This is a genomic window from Pseudohalocynthiibacter sp. F2068 (assembly GCF_023015645.1).
In the GTDB taxonomy this organism is placed as follows: domain Bacteria; phylum Pseudomonadota; class Alphaproteobacteria; order Rhodobacterales; family Rhodobacteraceae; genus Pseudohalocynthiibacter; species Pseudohalocynthiibacter aestuariivivens.
On sequence record NZ_JALKAK010000006.1, the window covers coordinates 44795 to 59882 of the forward strand.

General features: G+C 53.2%; 15 protein-coding genes. 11 read left to right on the forward strand and 4 right to left on the reverse strand.

Going from position 1 to position 15088, the window contains the following annotated elements; genetic code table 11:
* Window positions 1-9: 9 nt before the first annotated feature.
* Genes paaB through MWU63_RS08815 form a run of 5 tightly spaced genes read left to right on the forward strand, consistent with a single transcriptional unit; the run spans window position 10 to window position 3390 of the window.
* Window positions 10-294 carry a 1,2-phenylacetyl-CoA epoxidase subunit PaaB gene (gene paaB / locus MWU63_RS08795; RefSeq protein ID WP_213887696.1) on the forward strand — a complete coding sequence of 95 codons (285 nt, stop codon included), beginning with the start codon at window positions 10-12 and terminating at the stop codon, window positions 292-294.
* Window positions 294-1067, forward strand: coding sequence for a 1,2-phenylacetyl-CoA epoxidase subunit PaaC (gene paaC, locus MWU63_RS08800; RefSeq protein WP_213887695.1), 774 nt, complete (start codon window positions 294-296; stop codon window positions 1065-1067). The genes paaB and paaC overlap by 1 nt, the downstream gene beginning before the upstream one ends.
* Window positions 1068-1073: 6 nt before the next feature.
* Entirely contained in the window at window positions 1074-1535 is a 462-nt protein-coding gene (paaD, locus tag MWU63_RS08805; RefSeq protein WP_213887694.1) for a 1,2-phenylacetyl-CoA epoxidase subunit PaaD, read from the forward strand.
* A gap of 10 nt (window positions 1536-1545) precedes the next feature.
* Window positions 1546-2619: a 2Fe-2S iron-sulfur cluster-binding protein gene (locus tag MWU63_RS08810; RefSeq protein ID WP_247077599.1), complete on the forward strand. Its 1074-nt coding sequence runs from the start codon at window positions 1546-1548 to the stop codon at window positions 2617-2619.
* A 9-nt stretch (window positions 2620-2628) separates the two neighbouring features.
* Window positions 2629-3390, forward strand: coding sequence for a Phenylacetic acid catabolic protein (locus tag MWU63_RS08815; RefSeq protein ID WP_213887692.1), 762 nt, complete (start codon window positions 2629-2631; stop codon window positions 3388-3390).
* A 53-nt stretch (window positions 3391-3443) separates the two neighbouring features.
* Here the strand turns inward: MWU63_RS08815 and MWU63_RS08820 are convergent, their stop codons facing one another.
* Genes MWU63_RS08820 through paaG form a run of 4 tightly spaced genes read right to left on the reverse strand, consistent with a single transcriptional unit; the run spans window position 3444 to window position 6592 of the window.
* Window positions 3444-4040 (reverse strand): TetR/AcrR family transcriptional regulator, encoded by a 597-nt coding sequence (locus tag MWU63_RS08820; protein ID WP_213887691.1) that lies wholly within the window; start codon window positions 4038-4040, stop codon window positions 3444-3446.
* 3 nt (window positions 4041-4043) lie between these two features.
* On the reverse strand, window positions 4044-5354 hold the full coding sequence (gene paaK / locus MWU63_RS08825) for a phenylacetate--CoA ligase PaaK (protein ID WP_247077602.1): 1311 nt from the start codon (window positions 5352-5354) through the stop codon (window positions 4044-4046).
* A gap of 18 nt (window positions 5355-5372) precedes the next feature.
* Complete coding sequence (gene paaI / locus MWU63_RS08830) at window positions 5373-5798, reverse strand: hydroxyphenylacetyl-CoA thioesterase PaaI (RefSeq protein ID WP_213887780.1); 426 nt, start codon at window positions 5796-5798, stop codon at window positions 5373-5375.
* A 2-nt stretch (window positions 5799-5800) separates the two neighbouring features.
* Window positions 5801-6592, reverse strand: coding sequence for a 2-(1,2-epoxy-1,2-dihydrophenyl)acetyl-CoA isomerase PaaG (gene paaG / locus MWU63_RS08835; RefSeq protein ID WP_213887689.1), 792 nt, complete (start codon window positions 6590-6592; stop codon window positions 5801-5803).
* Between the two features lie 102 nt (window positions 6593-6694).
* On the opposite strand from paaG, the gene MWU63_RS08840 reads away from it, so the two are divergent.
* The 6 genes from MWU63_RS08840 (at window position 6695) to paaZ (ending at window position 14987) form a co-directional block, all read left to right on the forward strand.
* On the forward strand, window positions 6695-8758 hold the full coding sequence (locus MWU63_RS08840) for an FAD-dependent oxidoreductase (RefSeq protein ID WP_213887688.1): 2064 nt from the start codon (window positions 6695-6697) through the stop codon (window positions 8756-8758).
* 51 nt (window positions 8759-8809) lie between these two features.
* Entirely contained in the window at window positions 8810-9832 is a 1023-nt protein-coding gene (locus MWU63_RS08845; protein ID WP_247077605.1) for a TRAP transporter substrate-binding protein, read from the forward strand.
* A 68-nt stretch (window positions 9833-9900) separates the two neighbouring features.
* Window positions 9901-10407 carry a TRAP transporter small permease subunit gene (locus MWU63_RS08850; protein ID WP_213887686.1) on the forward strand — a complete coding sequence of 169 codons (507 nt, stop codon included), beginning with the start codon at window positions 9901-9903 and terminating at the stop codon, window positions 10405-10407.
* Window positions 10404-11756, forward strand: coding sequence for a TRAP transporter large permease (locus tag MWU63_RS08855; RefSeq protein ID WP_213887685.1), 1353 nt, complete (start codon window positions 10404-10406; stop codon window positions 11754-11756). The genes MWU63_RS08850 and MWU63_RS08855 overlap by 4 nt, the downstream gene beginning before the upstream one ends.
* The gene (locus MWU63_RS08860; RefSeq protein ID WP_247077608.1) at window positions 11756-12946 is read left to right on the forward strand and encodes a cytochrome P450; all 1191 of its coding nucleotides are present in this window, start codon (window positions 11756-11758) and stop codon (window positions 12944-12946) included. The genes MWU63_RS08855 and MWU63_RS08860 overlap by 1 nt, the downstream gene beginning before the upstream one ends.
* Before the next feature lie 10 nt (window positions 12947-12956).
* Complete coding sequence (gene paaZ / locus MWU63_RS08865) at window positions 12957-14987, forward strand: phenylacetic acid degradation bifunctional protein PaaZ (protein WP_213887683.1); 2031 nt, start codon at window positions 12957-12959, stop codon at window positions 14985-14987.
* The last annotated feature ends 101 nt before the right edge of the window (window positions 14988-15088 follow it).

The window sequence follows — 15088 nt, forward strand, 5'->3', positions numbered from 1 at the left end:
GATAAAACCATGAAAAATGAATGGCCTCTCTGGGAAGTTTTCATCCGCGGGCAACACGGTATGAGCCACCGCCACGTGGGTTCGCTTCATGCGCCCGACGCAGAAATGGCAATCAAGAACGCGCGCGATGTCTATACGCGCCGCAATGAAGGCGTCAGCATCTGGGTTGTCGAAGCAGCGCATATCGCGGCCTCTTCCCCCAGTGACAAAGGTCCGCTTTATGAGCCGTCAAATTCCAAAGTGTATCGTCACCCGACCTTCTTTGACATTCCAGAAGACGTAGGGGCGATGTGATGGCGGACAAACTCAACAAAAATGACGCGCTGTTTCAGTTCCTGCTACGCCTGGGCGATAACACCCTTGTTCTGGGGCACCGTGTTTCGGAATGGTGCGGCCATTCCCCGGTTCTTGAAGAAGATATAGCTCTTGCAAACACCGCGCTCGACATGATTGGCCAAACTCAGTTTTGGCTGGGTCTGGCTGGCGAAGTTGAGGGCAAAGGCAGGACCGCCGACAATCTGGCTTTCCTGCGAGATGTCTGGGACTTTCGCAACCTTCTGCTGGTCGAACAGCCTAACGGTGATTTCGGCCAGACAATGATGCGCCAGTTCCTGTTCGATGCCTGGCATTCGATCATGCTTGGCCGTTTAATGAAAAGTTCCGATCAGCGGATCGCAGACATTGCGGAAAAGGCGAGCAAAGAGGTCGCCTACCACCTTGAGCGTTCGGCTGATACGGTCGCAGGCCTCGGGGACGGTACCGAAGAGAGCCATGCCAAGATGCAAACCGCCTTGGATTTGCTATGGCCCTACATCGGGGAAATGTTTGTCGGTGATGAGGTTGACGCAGAAATGGTCAAGGCGGGTGTTGCGCCTGATCCAGCCTCGTTACGTGACGAGTATGATGCGTTAGTAGGCCGGGTACTTGCCGATGCAACGCTGACGACTCCGGACAGCAAGTTCGCCCACAAAGGTGGTAAAACCGGAATGCGGCACTCTGAACATTTAGGCCACATCCTGACGCAAATGCAGTGGCTGCAACGTGCTTACCCCGGCGCAACCTGGTAAAATGTAATGTCAAAACCGTCGCTCAAACAGGTCTGGGAATGGCTTGATGCCGTTCCTGACCCCGAGATCCCCGTGATCTCGCTTGTTGATCTCGGCATCATTCGCGATGTCGATTGGCAGGAAGACACGCTTTGCGTGACGGTAACACCGACCTATTCGGGCTGCCCAGCGACGTCGATTATCAATCTTGATATCGAGACTGCCTTACGTGACCACGGTGTCGAAAAGCTGGAGTTGAAACGGCAGCTTTCCCCCGCCTGGACCACCGATTGGCTGACCGATAAGGGCCGGGAAAAACTGGAAAAATACGGGATAGCCCCACCCCAGCCTGCCGGTGGCCCAAAGCGTTGCCCACTTTGTGGTGGGACTGACCTTGAGAAAATCAGCCAGTTTGGCTCGACACCATGCAAAGCACACTGGCGCTGCCGCGCCTGTGCTGAACCTTTTGACTATTTCAAGTGCATCTAAGGAGGATCCGATGGCGCGCTTTCATAACCTAACCGTCACCGACGTTCACAAAACAATCCGCGACGCGGTTGTCGTGACACTGAAACCCGAAAATGGCGCGGCTGACGCGTTCGATTTCACGCAAGGTCAGTATCTGACCTTCCGCCGCGACTTTGACGGCGAAGAACTACGCCGTTCTTACTCAATCTGTGCAGGCAAAGATGAGGGCATTCTTCAGGTCGGCATCAAGCGTGTTGAGGGTGGCGCATTTTCGACCTGGGCGAATGAAAACCTAACAGTCGGAGAGATATTGGAGGCAATGCCGCCTATGGGTACGTTTCACACACCGTTGGATGCAGTGGCTGAAAAGAGCTATCTCGGTTTTGCAGGCGGCTCGGGCATAACACCGGTTCTGTCGATCCTCAAAACTGTTCTGACGCAGGAACCAAAATCGGAATTCACGCTGGTCTACGCCAACAAAGGCGTGAACACGATCATGTTCCGGGAAGAACTTGAAGACCTTAAGAACCTCTTTATGGGACGCCTTAACATTATCCACATTCTGGAAAGTGACGCGCAGGACATCGACCTGTTCACTGGACTAATAGACGCCGAGAAATGCAAACAATTGTTCAAGCACTGGATCGATATCAAGAACGTCGATTCCACCTTCATCTGCGGTCCCGAGCCGATGATGCTGACGATTGCAGCCGCCCTACGTGACCATGGCCTGACCGACGCTCAGATCAAGTTCGAGCTTTTTGCCAGTGCACAACCCGGCCGCGCCTCGCGTAAAGTGGTAAGCGTGGATTCTGCCGGAAAATCCAACGAAACCAGTGCAAGTATCACGCTTGATGGTGCGACACGCAGTTTTAATATGCCAAAAAATCAGACCATTCTTGAAGCAGCGCTTGAGAACGCGCTCGACGCACCTTTCGCATGTAAAGCCGGAGTCTGTTCAACATGCCGCGCCAAGGTAACTGAGGGCGAGGTTGAAATGATCGCAAACCACGCGCTGGAAGATTACGAAGTTGCGCGTGGTTATGTGCTGACGTGCCAGTGTTACCCGCTGACCGACAACGTTGTTGTCGACTACGATCAATAGGAGAACCCCATGACCGACGAAATGAGCATTGAAAGCTACCTTTCCGCTGGTGGGGTTCTGACCTCTCCTGGGAATGTACCACCACGGTACCGCGCGGAACTTATGCGCCTGATGGCCACCTTTGTTGACAGTGAGTTGGCAGGTGCTGCCGGATTCGCCGACGTCATCAATCAAGGGCCGGGTATCAAAGAACGCATCGCCGCCGCAAAGATCGTTCTGGAAAAGACCGACAACGCCGACCGCGTTCTAAAAATCATGGGCGAGTTTGGCGCAAATACTGATAGATACGCCGTTCACCACCCCTGGTCGGCACGCCTGGATCGGGACGCTGATATTGGTGCGACCCGAACCGAATCTGACATGCGGCTTGCGGTTTTTAATTATCCGCTTCAAGGGTGGGCCGACGCCGTTGTAATGAACCTTCTTATGGGCCTTGCCGTTGCTGTACAGCTTGAAGAGTTCTCATCTGTATCTTACCAACCGCTGGCCGAGCAATTCCGCGCTATCGCCCCGATTGAGGCCCGCCACGCGGAACTGGCACTGGAGGGTTTGACGAAGCTACTGGAAGACGGTTCGGCGACGGTAGATGTACAAACCTGTGTCAGCTACTGGTGGCCACGCGTCGCGGCAAGTTTTGGCAGCACCAAATCCGGTCGCGCAGATGCGCTTAAGGCCTATGGCCTACGCAAAAACACCAATGCAGACCTAAAATCCCGCTGGGAAACCGAGGCAAAAGCGGTTTTGGGGAGTTTGGATCTCAAAGCTGGGTAAAACTTGATGGCAGAGCCGGAATTGGCCGATTCTGCCACCAGACAAGTCTTGTTTTAAAGGCCACGGACTCCGCTGAGTGTCAGATTGCTTACAATGTTTGCATAGTCTTCGCGTGCCTTCGCGTCTGCCTTGCTGTTCCACATGTAAAACCAGTTGAGCATCCCGAACACAGACATCGTCGCCGCATGAAGTTTGCCTTTTTCGCCTTCAAACACTTCAGGTGCGATTGCCTGCACAATGTCCGAAAGATGTTTCACCAAATCGCGTTGATAGCCGCGCAAAACATCTTGCTGATCGTCCGGCAGCATTGCAAAGCCACCACCCTGAACCCGGTGTTCATCATCAGCCCCCTGATACGCCAGCAAAATGGCGGATACTGTCGCACGAAACCTGTCTTCCGGCGTAAGACTTGCCGGGGCAGCGTTACAAATTCGGTCGCGTAACGCCTTGAGATAAGTATCTAAAATATCAAACAAAAGCGCGTCTTTACCGCTGTAGTAGTGATAGATATTCGCCTTCGATATCCCACAAGCTTTCGCTAGCTGGCTCATCGATGCACGGTCAAACCCTTCGGTTGCAAATACGCTGGCAGCTACTTTTAGAATTTGCCCGCGTTTCTGGTCATAGTCTTTGGCGATTGTACGGGCCAAAACTCACTCCTTTTTGCGGTTGTCTACGACCCGCTTGGCTTTGCCTTGACTGCGTTCAACATCGCCAGGTTCGCCCACGATGATCTCGGTCGAAATACCAACCATATCCTTAATGCGTTTGGTCAACATCCTGGCCGATGCCGTTTTCGATAGCTCATCCGTCGCGTCCGGATTCGCCTCAACATAAACACGCATGGCGTCCATTCGGCCCGATTTGTAAAGCTCGATCTGGAAATGCGGTGCCAGACCGCCCGTGGCCATCAATTGCTCTTCAATCTGGGTCGGGAAAACATTTACACCGCGCAGAATGATCATGTCGTCCGAACGACCTGTGATTTTTTCCATCCGCCGCATGCTCCGTGCTGTGCCCGGTAAAAGGCGCGTCAAGTCCCGCGTGCGATAGCGGATCATCGGCAGGCCCTCTTTGGTGAGCGTGGTGAAAACAAGCTCCCCCATCTCGCCATCTTCAACTGGCTCGCTCGTGATCGGATCAATGATCTCAGGAAAGAAATGATCTTCCCAGATCACCGGACCATCCTTTGTTTCAACGCATTCGTTGGCAACACCCGGCCCCATTATTTCGGAGAGGCCGTAGATGTCGACAGCATGCATGTCAAATGCGTTCTCGACTTCCTTGCGCATCGCATCAGTCCATGGCTCTGCTCCAAATACGCCGACCTGCAACGAACATTCTCGCGGATCAAGGCCGACCTTGTGGAACTGTTCGAGGATGTTCAGCATATAGGACGGAGTCACCATGATCCCGTCAGGTTTGAAATCGGTTATCAGGCCCACCTGTTTTTCTGTTTGCCCACCTGACATCGGTACAACAGTGGCACCAAGCCGTTCGATCCCATAGTGCGCGCCAAGACCGCCTGTGAACAGACCATAGCCATAAGCGTTGTGCACCATGTCACCCTTGCGAAGACCCGAAGCCCGCAAGCTGCGCGCCACCAGATCAGCCCAATTGTCGATGTCAGTCTTGGTGTAGCCGACAACCGTTGGCTTGCCAGTGGTGCCGGACGAAGCATGCAAGCGGATAATTTCGCTACGCGGAACGGCAAAAAGGCCAAAAGGGTAGTTGTCACGCAGGTCATTTTTGTAAGTGAACGGGAATTTAGCGAGGTCAGACAACGTAGTCAGATCGTCAGGATGAACACCAGCTTCGTCAAAGCGTTGTTTGTACATCGACACGTTGTCGTAGGCGTAACGCACGGACCATTTGAGCCGATCAAGCTGAAGGGCGCGGATTTCATCAACCGAGGCAATTTCAATCGGATCCAGGTCAGATTTCTTTGGTGTCAGATCTTTCATTCTTTCCTCCCTAACGGATCATTCCTGAAACAATTGGCCTTTGATGGCACGTGAAAAACCGCGAAGTTCAGCGATAAGTTTTCCATCCTGATTGGTTACCTTCACATCGTATATTCCACTACGACCGGTCAAACTGACTTCGTGTGCAGTGGCCGTCAGACGGTCACCCACATACCCGGGCGCTATATAGCTGATCACGTTGTGCTGGGCGACTGTCGACTGATTACGGCTATTGCAAGCGAAGGCAAAGGTACTGTCCGCCAGTGAAAACGTAATACCGCCGTGACAAATTCCATGCCCATTTGCATGGTGGCGTTCTACGGTCAGCGCCATGACGGCACAGCCTTCATCCACCTCAACAAGTTCGATTCCCAACCAGCTTGACGCGCCATCGTCTGCCCACATCGCTGCAGCGCTGCGCTCTGCTCTTTCTTTTGGTGTCATTGTCATGATTTGACCCCGGTGAATTTTGGTGCACGCTTTTGCAAGAAAGATCTGACACCTTCAGCGTAGTCTGGAGTTTCTCCGCAAATTTTCTGGCTTTTTGCTTCCAGATCAAGCTGTTGATCCAAGCTGTTTGTTGATGCCGCTTGAATCGCCATCTTGGTCATCCCAAGGCCAACTGTTGGGCTATCTGCCAGTTTTGCAGTCAGGTCGCGTGCTTCACCCATTAACGCTTCGTCTTCAACAGCGCGCCAGATCAAGCCCCAGTCTTCGGCTTTCTGTGCGCTTAATGGTTCTGCCGTCAATGCCAGTGCCTTGGCACGCGCTTCACCCAACAAATGCGTCAACGACCATGTACCGCCGCCGTCAGGGATCAGGCCAACCTTGGCGAATGACTGAATGAACTTTGCACTTTGTGCCGCCAAAACGATGTCACACGCCAGTGCAATGTTGGCCCCTGCCCCGGCAGCAACGCCATTGACAGCACAAACAACGGGGAACTCTAGCGATCTGATCAACCGGACAAGTGGGTTGTAAAAGTTCACCAGCGTTGCCCCAAGATCTGGTGAGCCAGACATTTTTGAAGGATCCCGATCCCCTAGGTCCTGCCCTGCGCAAAACCCTCTGCCCGCGCCCGTCAGAAGGATTGCACGGGCACCTTTATCAAGTGCGGCTTCAAGTTCTGAACGCAGTGCAAGATGCATTTCATCGTTAAAACTGTTTAGCCGATCAGGGCGATTCAACGTTATTTCGACCCAGTTTTCATGCACTTGCGTAAGAATCGTATCGCTCATAACGGCCCCTGCAAAATCATAGAACAAGAAAACATTTGCATAAACCGAACGGTTGGTCAATAAATAATCAACCTTTGATTCTTTGATCGGAGTTTGACCACCATGTCTGAAGACCGGACAGTCCGGACCCTTATAGAAAACGACATTGCCTGGGTGATCATTAACAACCCCCCAGTCAACGCAACGTCGACCGCCGTTCGCGAAGGGTTGGAAACCGCGATCGCCGACGTCGCCGGTGCACGTGTCGCTATTTTGATATGCGAGGGCCGAACCTTTATCGCAGGCGGTGACATGTCCGAATTCGACACCTTGCCAGTCGCGCCTCACCTTCCAGACGTAGTGCAGATGATCGAGGACAGCGAAGTACCCTTTATTGCCGCTATGCACGGAAATGTACTTGGTGGAGGGTTCGAAATTGCAATGGGATGCGCATGGCGTATTGCCGCTAGCGGAACCCGGTTTGGTTTACCCGAAGTGAATGTTGGCGTTATTCCCGGCGCGGGTGGCACCCAACGGCTGCCGCGACTTATCGGTATAGAACCTGCGATTGATATCGCCTGCGCTGGTAAAATTATTAACTCAGAAGAGCTGTACCGGCTCGGCGGTCTCGACCAGGTTGTTGAAGGCGATCTGAAGCAGGCAGCGCTGGCCTTCGCCCAAACGTTGCCACTCCGGCCAACCCCGGTCAGTCAGCGAATTGTTGAGCCGATTGATGAGGCGGCTTTAACGCGCAAAAAAGCTGAGGTTCTGAGACGTGCAAAGGGTCAGCACGCGCCTTTGGATAATTTTGACGCACTTACTTGGGCAGCGCGCCCCTTTTCCGAAGCGCAACCAAAAGAACGCGAACTGCATCTTGCGCTACGCAAATCGCCTGAATCTCGCGCCCTTCGCCACGCGTTTTTTGCAGAGCGACAGGTTGCGAAACCTGCGGCGATTGCTGGCGCGACAGCGCGTGAGGTTGAACACATAGCTGTTGTTGGTGGTGGGTTGATGGGTGCAGGCATTGCAGCTTCAGCATTGAACGCTGGCCTCAAGGTTACATTGATTGAACGTGACAAGACGGCTGCGAATGCTGCGCATGATCGGGTCACAAATTTGCTGGATGGCGCATTAAAGCGTGGAAAGTTAGGGGTTGATCAACACAGGCGGCAACTCAATGCGTTTCGCACATCCGACGCCTATTCTGATGCGGCACCTGCTCAGGTGGCGGTGGAGGCCGTATTTGAAGACGCGAGTGTCAAACAAGCCGTTTTCAGCGAACTTGCCGCATCAATGGATCGCAATGCCATTCTTGCCACCAATACGTCCTACCTCGACCCAACCGTCATTTTCGCAGGCATTGAAAACCATTCACGCTGTATCGGGCTTCATTTCTTTAGCCCGGCACATATCATGAAACTGCTGGAAATCGTTAAAACGCCCGAAACACATCCCGACGTTTTGGCAACTGGTTTTGCCCTTGGGAAACGCATGCGGAAAGTTTCCGTCCTTTCCGGAATATGTGACGGTTTCATTGGCAATCGGATGCTGGCGGCCTACCGTCGCGAAGCGGATTATTTGCTGGCTGACGGTGCCCTTCCCTATCAGGTTGATGCAGCGATGCGTGCCTTTGGGATGCCGATGGGCCCTTATGAGATGCAGGACCTTACCGGTCTGCAAATTGCCTGGGCAAACCGCAAGCGACAGGCCGCAGATCGCGACCCCAAAGAACGTTATGTGCCAATTGGTGATCAGCTTTGCGAAATGGACCGCCTTGGTCAGCGCAGTGGGCGCGGTTGGTATCTCTATGATGGGGATAGCCGCAAACCCCTGCGCGACCCCGAGGTTGAACAGATGATCGCTGACTATTCCGCAAAGCAAGGAATAGACCGCCGAGACTTCACCAAAATCGAGATTTTGTTACGTCTGCTGGCGGTTTTGGCCAACGAAGGCGCGCAAATTGTCGAAGACGGAATTGCCGAGGGGTTTTCTGAAATCGATATGGTGCAGATCCACGGGTATGGGTTTCCGCGCTGGCGCGGCGGGCCGATGCACTACGCCAGGGAAATTGGATGGCGGACAACATCTGAGACGATGAAGACGGTCGCTGGTGAAAGCCCAAACTCATGGCGACTGGCAAACATGAACAACGAAGAACCGAAGAAACTGAAAACCGCAGCAGTTTAGACGACTGATACGGGATGAATTGAAAATTGATCATGAACAGGGAGGATCCTCATGGCTAAATTTACAAAATTAACTGGTCTTTTGGCAGGAGCCACAATGGCATTCGCAGGAACGGTTGCATTTGCTGCCGATTACACGCTGACCATTTCAAGCTGGGCCCCACCGACCCACGGCATCAACGCAATGATGTGGCCTAAATTCATCGAAATGGTCGAAGAGGCAACAGATGGTCAGGTTACGGCAGAGCTGAAGCTTGGCATCGCGCCACCCCCGGCACAGATGGATTTGGTACAAGATGGTGCAGCAGATGCTTCGATCATTTTCCACGGCTATCAGCCTGGCCGTTTTGTCACGACAAAACTGATCGAGCTTCCTGGCTACGAAGGCTCTGCTGAGCAGGCATCTGTTGCTTACTGGCGCACTTATGAAGCCTATTTGCAAGCTGCAGATGAGCATCGCGGCGTTAAGGTCATTGCGCTTCACACACACGGCCCAGCACAATTGCATTCGGCAGATGCAGTGACCTCGCTAGACCAAATTTCGGGCCTGAAAGTCCGCATTCCCGGCGGTGTTGGTGGTGACGTTGGCGCCGCACTCGGCGCAACAGGAATTCAGGTTCCTGCGCCCAAAGTGTACGAAACACTTGCCTCAAGAGCGGCTGATGGTGTTGTGATGCCGATGGAATCGCGACGCGGATTTAAACTGACTGAAGTCGCGCAGAACGTTTTCGAAGTTCCCGGCGGCCTGTACCGTGGTTCGTTCGCTTTCATCATGAATGAAGACACTTTTGCCGATCTGCCAGAGGATCTTCAGGCGGCTCTTGAAGAAAAGGTTTTTGGCGAACCTCTGAGCCGTGAGATTGGCAAAATCTGGGACGAGATTGATATGATCGGTCGTACAGCGACAGCCGAAACCGAAGGCAACGCCATCAACCCGGCAAGCGATGCTGATTTGGCAAAATTCAACCAGATTGCAGAAGGCGTCATAGCAAGCGTTATTGCAGAGATTGCTCAAACCGGCATCGACGCTCAGACCGCCTACGAAATGGTCAAAACCGAAATGGCAGCGAACTAAACTGACTTAAAAATCAGGCTGGCTGAGCCGTCTCCGCCAGCCTGAAGCGACACACTGGAGGTAGCGTATTGAAAAACCTGATAAACCTAATGCAGCGCATCAGTTTCTTGCCAGTGCTGCTGGCTTGTTTCGCACTCTTCATTCTGATGGTCATGACTTTTTGTGATGTCATCCTGAGGTCACTTTTTAATTCACCAATTGAAGCTGCAACGGAACTGACCCGCATTTTGATGGCAATTATGGTTTTCTCCGTTCTTCCCATAATCTCGGCTCGGGGTGAGCATATTGCAGTTGATCTGACAGACGGCTTCTTCCATCGCCACCGGCTGGAACGGTTGCGTGATGGGGCTGTTTTTCTAAGTAGTGGGATCATGTTGTTCTGGCCGATTCATCGTGTCTGGCTGTTGTCTGAACGCGCACAGGAATACGGCGATGTGACCGAGTATCTTTCAATCCCACAGTTTTACATCGGTGGGTTCATCGCGCTTGCGACGGCAATTACCTCTGCCGCGATGATCATCACCGGACTGCTTCGTCTTTTTGCCCCCAAACTCTTGCAGGAGAGCATGCAATGACCGCTGCGCTGATCGGCTTTGCCGTTGTCCTGATACTGGTATTTTTGCGCCTGCCCATCGTTTTTGCGATGGGTTTGGTTGGCTCGCTAGGCTTTGCCTACGAACGTGGCGGCGCGATCTTTTCCGAACGCGGCCTGAAGGCCGCAATGTCGATGGTTGGGCGTCAAATCACAGATACTGCGCAAGACTATGGGCTGTCTGTCGTACCGCTTTTCATTCTTATGGGTCTGTTTGTGAACAAGGGTGGTCTTGCGCGCGAACTTTACGCGGTTTCGAACGCATTCCTTGGTCACATGCGGGGTGGCCTTGCCATGGCAACAGTTGCGGCCTGCGGTGGATTTTCCGCGATCTGTGGGTCATCCCTGGCCACAGCTGCAACCATGTCCAAAGTCGCAATGCCAGAAATGCGGCGTTATGGATATGCTGATTCACTGTCGACCGCATCCATAGCAGCAGGCGGAACGCTTGGCATTCTGATCCCACCTTCTGTCATTCTGGTTATCTACGGGTTGCTGACAGAAACCTCTATTGGCAAACTGTTTATTGCGGGGATTATTCCTGGAATGTTGGGTATCCTCTTTTACCTTTTTGCGGTTCGCTGGACAGTGATGCGCAACCCGGATGCCGGGCCAGCCGGTGAACGCACCGGTTGGGGTGATCGGCTAAAGGCGTTGCGATCTGTCTGGGCGGTGCTTTTGCTCTTTTTCCTTGTGATCGGCGGGCTCTATGGAATCTTTGATTTCGCGCCGCTGAACCTGACATTTTCACCAACTGAAGCGGCGGGTATGGGCGCAATGGGTGCTTTTCTGATTGCGCTTGGCCGGGGTGGTCTGACAATAAAATCCACCTTTGAAGTGCTCAAAGAAACCTCCTTCACTGCTGCTGCACTTTTTTCGGTTCTGATTGGCGCGCAAATTTTCTCGAACTTCGTCAATCTTGCGGGCCTGCCCGAAGCGCTTATCGGTATGGTCACGGCCTATGATGTTTCACCAATGGTCGTCATGCTGATGATCCTTGGCATCTACATCATCCTTGGCTGCGTTTTTGAGAGCCTGTCGATGCTGCTGCTCACCGTGCCAATCTTTTTCCCGGTCGTCATGTCGCTTGGGTATGATCCGATCTGGTTTGGCATCGTTGTAGTGGTCGTCACGGAAATTTCACTCATAACACCACCTGTCGGTCTTAATGTTTTCATTCTCAGGGCGGTCGTCGGCGATGTTTCAACAGCGACGATTTTCAGAGGTGTCACCCCGTTTTGGATCGCAGATATCTTCCGGTTGGCTCTGATCGTGCTTGTGCCAATCATCGTTCTTTATCTGCCCAATAAGATGGGCGCATTTGGACACTGATGTTTGATCTGACCAACCCACCGGAAGGGTTTCACGAAAACCCCTACCCCACGTACCAATGGCTGCGTGAACAGGCGCCCGTCTGTCCACAAGCTGACGGGTCTTTTGTCATTTCGCGCTATGATGATCTGGACCGGATTTACCGGGACACCAAGCTGTTTATCTCGGATAAGAAAAAGGTCTTTGCGCCAAAATTTGGCGTGGATAGCCCGCTTTTTGAACATCACACAACATCACTTGTCTTCAATGACCCACCCCTGCACACCCGTGTACGAAAAGTGATGGTCGGGGCAATGAACCCGCGTGCGCTGGCCCAGTTGGAACCGGGTCTGGAAACTCTGGTTAGTGGCCTGCTCGACGAGATGGAGGGTAAGATATCCGTTGAACTGATCGAGGATTTTGCAGGTGCAATCCCAATCGAGGTCATCGGCAACCTGCTCAACATACCGCGTGACCAGCGTGGACCATTGCGCAATTGGTCGCTCGCAATCCTTGGCGCGCTTGAACCGAAACTTTCACAAGAGCAACTGGACTGGGGCAATCGTTCGGTTGAAGAATTTGTGGATTTTTTACGCGTCATTGTTGCTGAGCGCCGAAGCCACCCGGGAGACCCGGAAACAGATGTTCTGACACGGCTTATTCAAACTGACAAAGGTGGGGGATTAAGCGAAGTTGAGCTTTACCAAAACTGTATCTTTATCCTGAATGCCGGGCACGAAACCACGACCAACCTGATCGGCAATGCGCTTGCACTGCTTACAGAGCACCCGGACGCGCGGCGCGCGCTTTTGGACAACCCATCATTGATAACAACGGCAGTCAATGAATTCCTGCGTATGGAAAGCCCCAATCAGCTCGGAAACCGGCTGACCACGCAAGACTTAACGCTGCACGAAACAGTAATCCCCAAAGGGTCTGATCTGCATCTTTCTATTGGCGCGGCCAACCGTGACCCAGCAAAATTCGACGACCCCGATCGGCTGATTGTTGAACGAAAGCCGAACAAACACCTCGCGTTTGCCGGTGGTCCACATACCTGTGTCGGCCTGACGCTCGCGCGTATGGAAGGCCGCATCGCCATCGGGCGCTTTCTTGAACGCTTCCCGAGTTACCAACTGACTTCAGGCGCAAAACGTGGCGGCCGCATCAGGTTTCGCGGTTACGCCCGATTGCCCGCCCAACTGAACTAAGGATATCATCATGACGATACAGAAAATCAGCAGTTTTGCCGCCGGTCAGTGGGTTCAACCCGGTCAATCCGCACGTATTATTAAAAGCGCTATCACCGGAGAAGTGATTGCAAAGGCCGGCAATGACGCACTGGATGTGCAATCTATGCTGGATTATGGCCGCGATGTTGGTGGCCCAGCGCTTCGCGCCATGACCTTTCATGATCGCGCCCGGATGCTCAAAGCCGTTGCGATGCAGATCGGAAAACACAAACAAGCACTTTATGACATTTCCTTTGATACGGGTGCGACGCAATCAGACCACCTGATTGATATTGATGGCGGGATTGGCACAATGTTCGTCTTTGCCTCAAAAGGCCGGCGCGAGATGCCGGACGGGCATGTTTATCTAGATGGTGAAATTGAACAGCTTAGCCGGAATGGCACCTTTCTGGGACAACACATTTGCACCCCGCTGCAGGGGGTTGCGGTGCACATCAACGCTTTCAACTTCCCTGTTTGGGGTATGCTTGAAAAGCTGGCACCAACGCTTTTGGCTGGCGTTCCGGCTATCGTTAAACCTGCAACCTCCAGCTGCTACGTCACCGAGGCTTGCGTTCGGATCATGCTCGACAGCGGTCTGTTACCTGCGGGTTCCGTTCAGCTGATTTCAGGTGGCACGGGGGATTTGCTGGACCGTTTGGGAATGCAGGATATCGTCAGCTTTACAGGCTCAGCACATACCGCGCTCAGCCTGCGGTCAGCACCGAACATTTTGCAAAATTCAATCCGGTTTGTTGCGGAACAGGACAGCCTGAATGCTTCGATTCTTGGGGCTGACGCGACCCCCGGCACACCCGAATTTGACCTGTTCGTGAAAGAAGTCAGCCGTGAGATGACCGCAAAAGCCGGGCAGAAATGCACAGCAATTCGCAGGATCATTGCGCCTGAAGTTCAAGTCGAGGCACTAATCAAAGCGTTGTCAGCAAGGCTCGATCAAACAACAATCGGTGATCCTCGCGCTGAAGGTGTGCGCATGGGGGCCTTGGTCTCTGAAAGTCAGAAACGCGATGTTCTGGAAAAGGCGGCGATCATCGGGCAGCAGGCAGAGCGGGTATATGGCGACCCTGACAATTTCACCCTTCAGGGCGAAGGCGCTGAAAAGGGTGCCTTTGTTCCGCCAATGCTGTTTCACTGCGCAAACCCGGACACTTCCGATCTTGTGCATTGCACCGAAGCATTTGGGCCTGTTTCAACTATCATGGGCTATCGTGATCTGGATCACGCGATTCAGCTTGCGAACCGTGGCGAAGGCAGCCTGGTTGCATCTGTCATTACCCGCGATGGAAACATTGCTCGAAATTTGGTGATGGGAGTTGGCGCTTATCATGGGCGCATTTACTTCAACAACCGTGACAGCATGAAAGAAAGCACCGGGCACGGCTCGCCCCTGCCGCACATGGTGCACGGCGGACCAGGTCGCGCTGGAGGTGGCGAAGAGATGGGCGGGGTACGGGGTGTGATGCACTATATGCAACGGACCGCTATCCAAGGCAGCCCTGACATCCTGTCAGCAATCAGCGGAACATGGAATCCCGGCGCACAAGAGATTGAAGGCACGGAGCACCCCTTCACCAGAAATTTTGGCGACCTTGCGATTGGTGAAACGATCCATACCGCATCACGTGAAATTTCGCTGGATGATATCGAGCATTTTGCCGAGTTCACAGGTGACACGTTCTACGCCCACATGGATGAAGAGGCCGCAGCAGCCAACCCGTTCTTTCCTGGGCGCGTCGCGCATGGCTACCTTCTGCTATCTTTTGCTGCTGGCTTGTTTGTAGAACCAAATCCTGGTCCCGTTTTGGCCAATACCGGTCTCGACGGGTTGCGATTCATGAAACCTGTTCAGGCAGGTGACAGCATAAAAGTTCGCCTGACGGTGAAAAAGAAAACGGGCAGAAACGAGGAGTATGGCGAAGTGCGCTGGCACGTATCGCTTACAAATCAGGAAGACGAGCTTGTCGCGGAGTATGAACTTTTGACCATGAATGCTTACTGAAACGCGAAACTTGCAGTTTTAAACCCGAAGGGTGGCAAGACCTTGCATCTCTTCGGGTTGCCACCGTGCCGTATGGTCAGGCGAAAAGGTAACGCCTATAT

Bases quoted from the DNA above. Each gene is read 5' to 3' on its own strand.
- paaD (WP_213887694.1), top strand. From the start codon at position 1,074: ATGTCAAAACCGTCGCTCAAACAGGTCTGGGAATGGCTTGATGCCGTT.
- MWU63_RS08810 (WP_247077599.1), top strand. From the start codon at position 1,546: ATGGCGCGCTTTCATAACCTAACCGTCACCGACGTTCACAAAACAATC.
- paaK (WP_247077602.1), bottom strand. From the start codon at position 5,354: ATGAAAGATCTGACACCAAAGAAATCTGACCTGGATCCGATTGAAATT.
- paaG (WP_213887689.1), bottom strand. From the start codon at position 6,592: ATGAGCGATACGATTCTTACGCAAGTGCATGAAAACTGGGTCGAAATA.
- paaB (WP_213887696.1), top strand. From the start codon at position 10: ATGAAAAATGAATGGCCTCTCTGGGAAGTTTTCATCCGCGGGCAACAC.
- MWU63_RS08815 (WP_213887692.1), top strand. From the start codon at position 2,629: ATGACCGACGAAATGAGCATTGAAAGCTACCTTTCCGCTGGTGGGGTT.
- paaI (WP_213887780.1), bottom strand. From the start codon at position 5,798: ATGACACCAAAAGAAAGAGCAGAGCGCAGCGCTGCAGCGATGTGGGCA.
- MWU63_RS08855 (WP_213887685.1), top strand. From the start codon at position 10,404: ATGACCGCTGCGCTGATCGGCTTTGCCGTTGTCCTGATACTGGTATTT.
- MWU63_RS08845 (WP_247077605.1), top strand. From the start codon at position 8,810: ATGGCTAAATTTACAAAATTAACTGGTCTTTTGGCAGGAGCCACAATG.
- paaZ (WP_213887683.1), top strand. From the start codon at position 12,957: ATGACGATACAGAAAATCAGCAGTTTTGCCGCCGGTCAGTGGGTTCAA.
- paaC (WP_213887695.1), top strand. From the start codon at position 294: ATGGCGGACAAACTCAACAAAAATGACGCGCTGTTTCAGTTCCTGCTA.
- MWU63_RS08840 (WP_213887688.1), top strand. From the start codon at position 6,695: ATGTCTGAAGACCGGACAGTCCGGACCCTTATAGAAAACGACATTGCC.
- MWU63_RS08860 (WP_247077608.1), top strand. From the start codon at position 11,756: ATGTTTGATCTGACCAACCCACCGGAAGGGTTTCACGAAAACCCCTAC.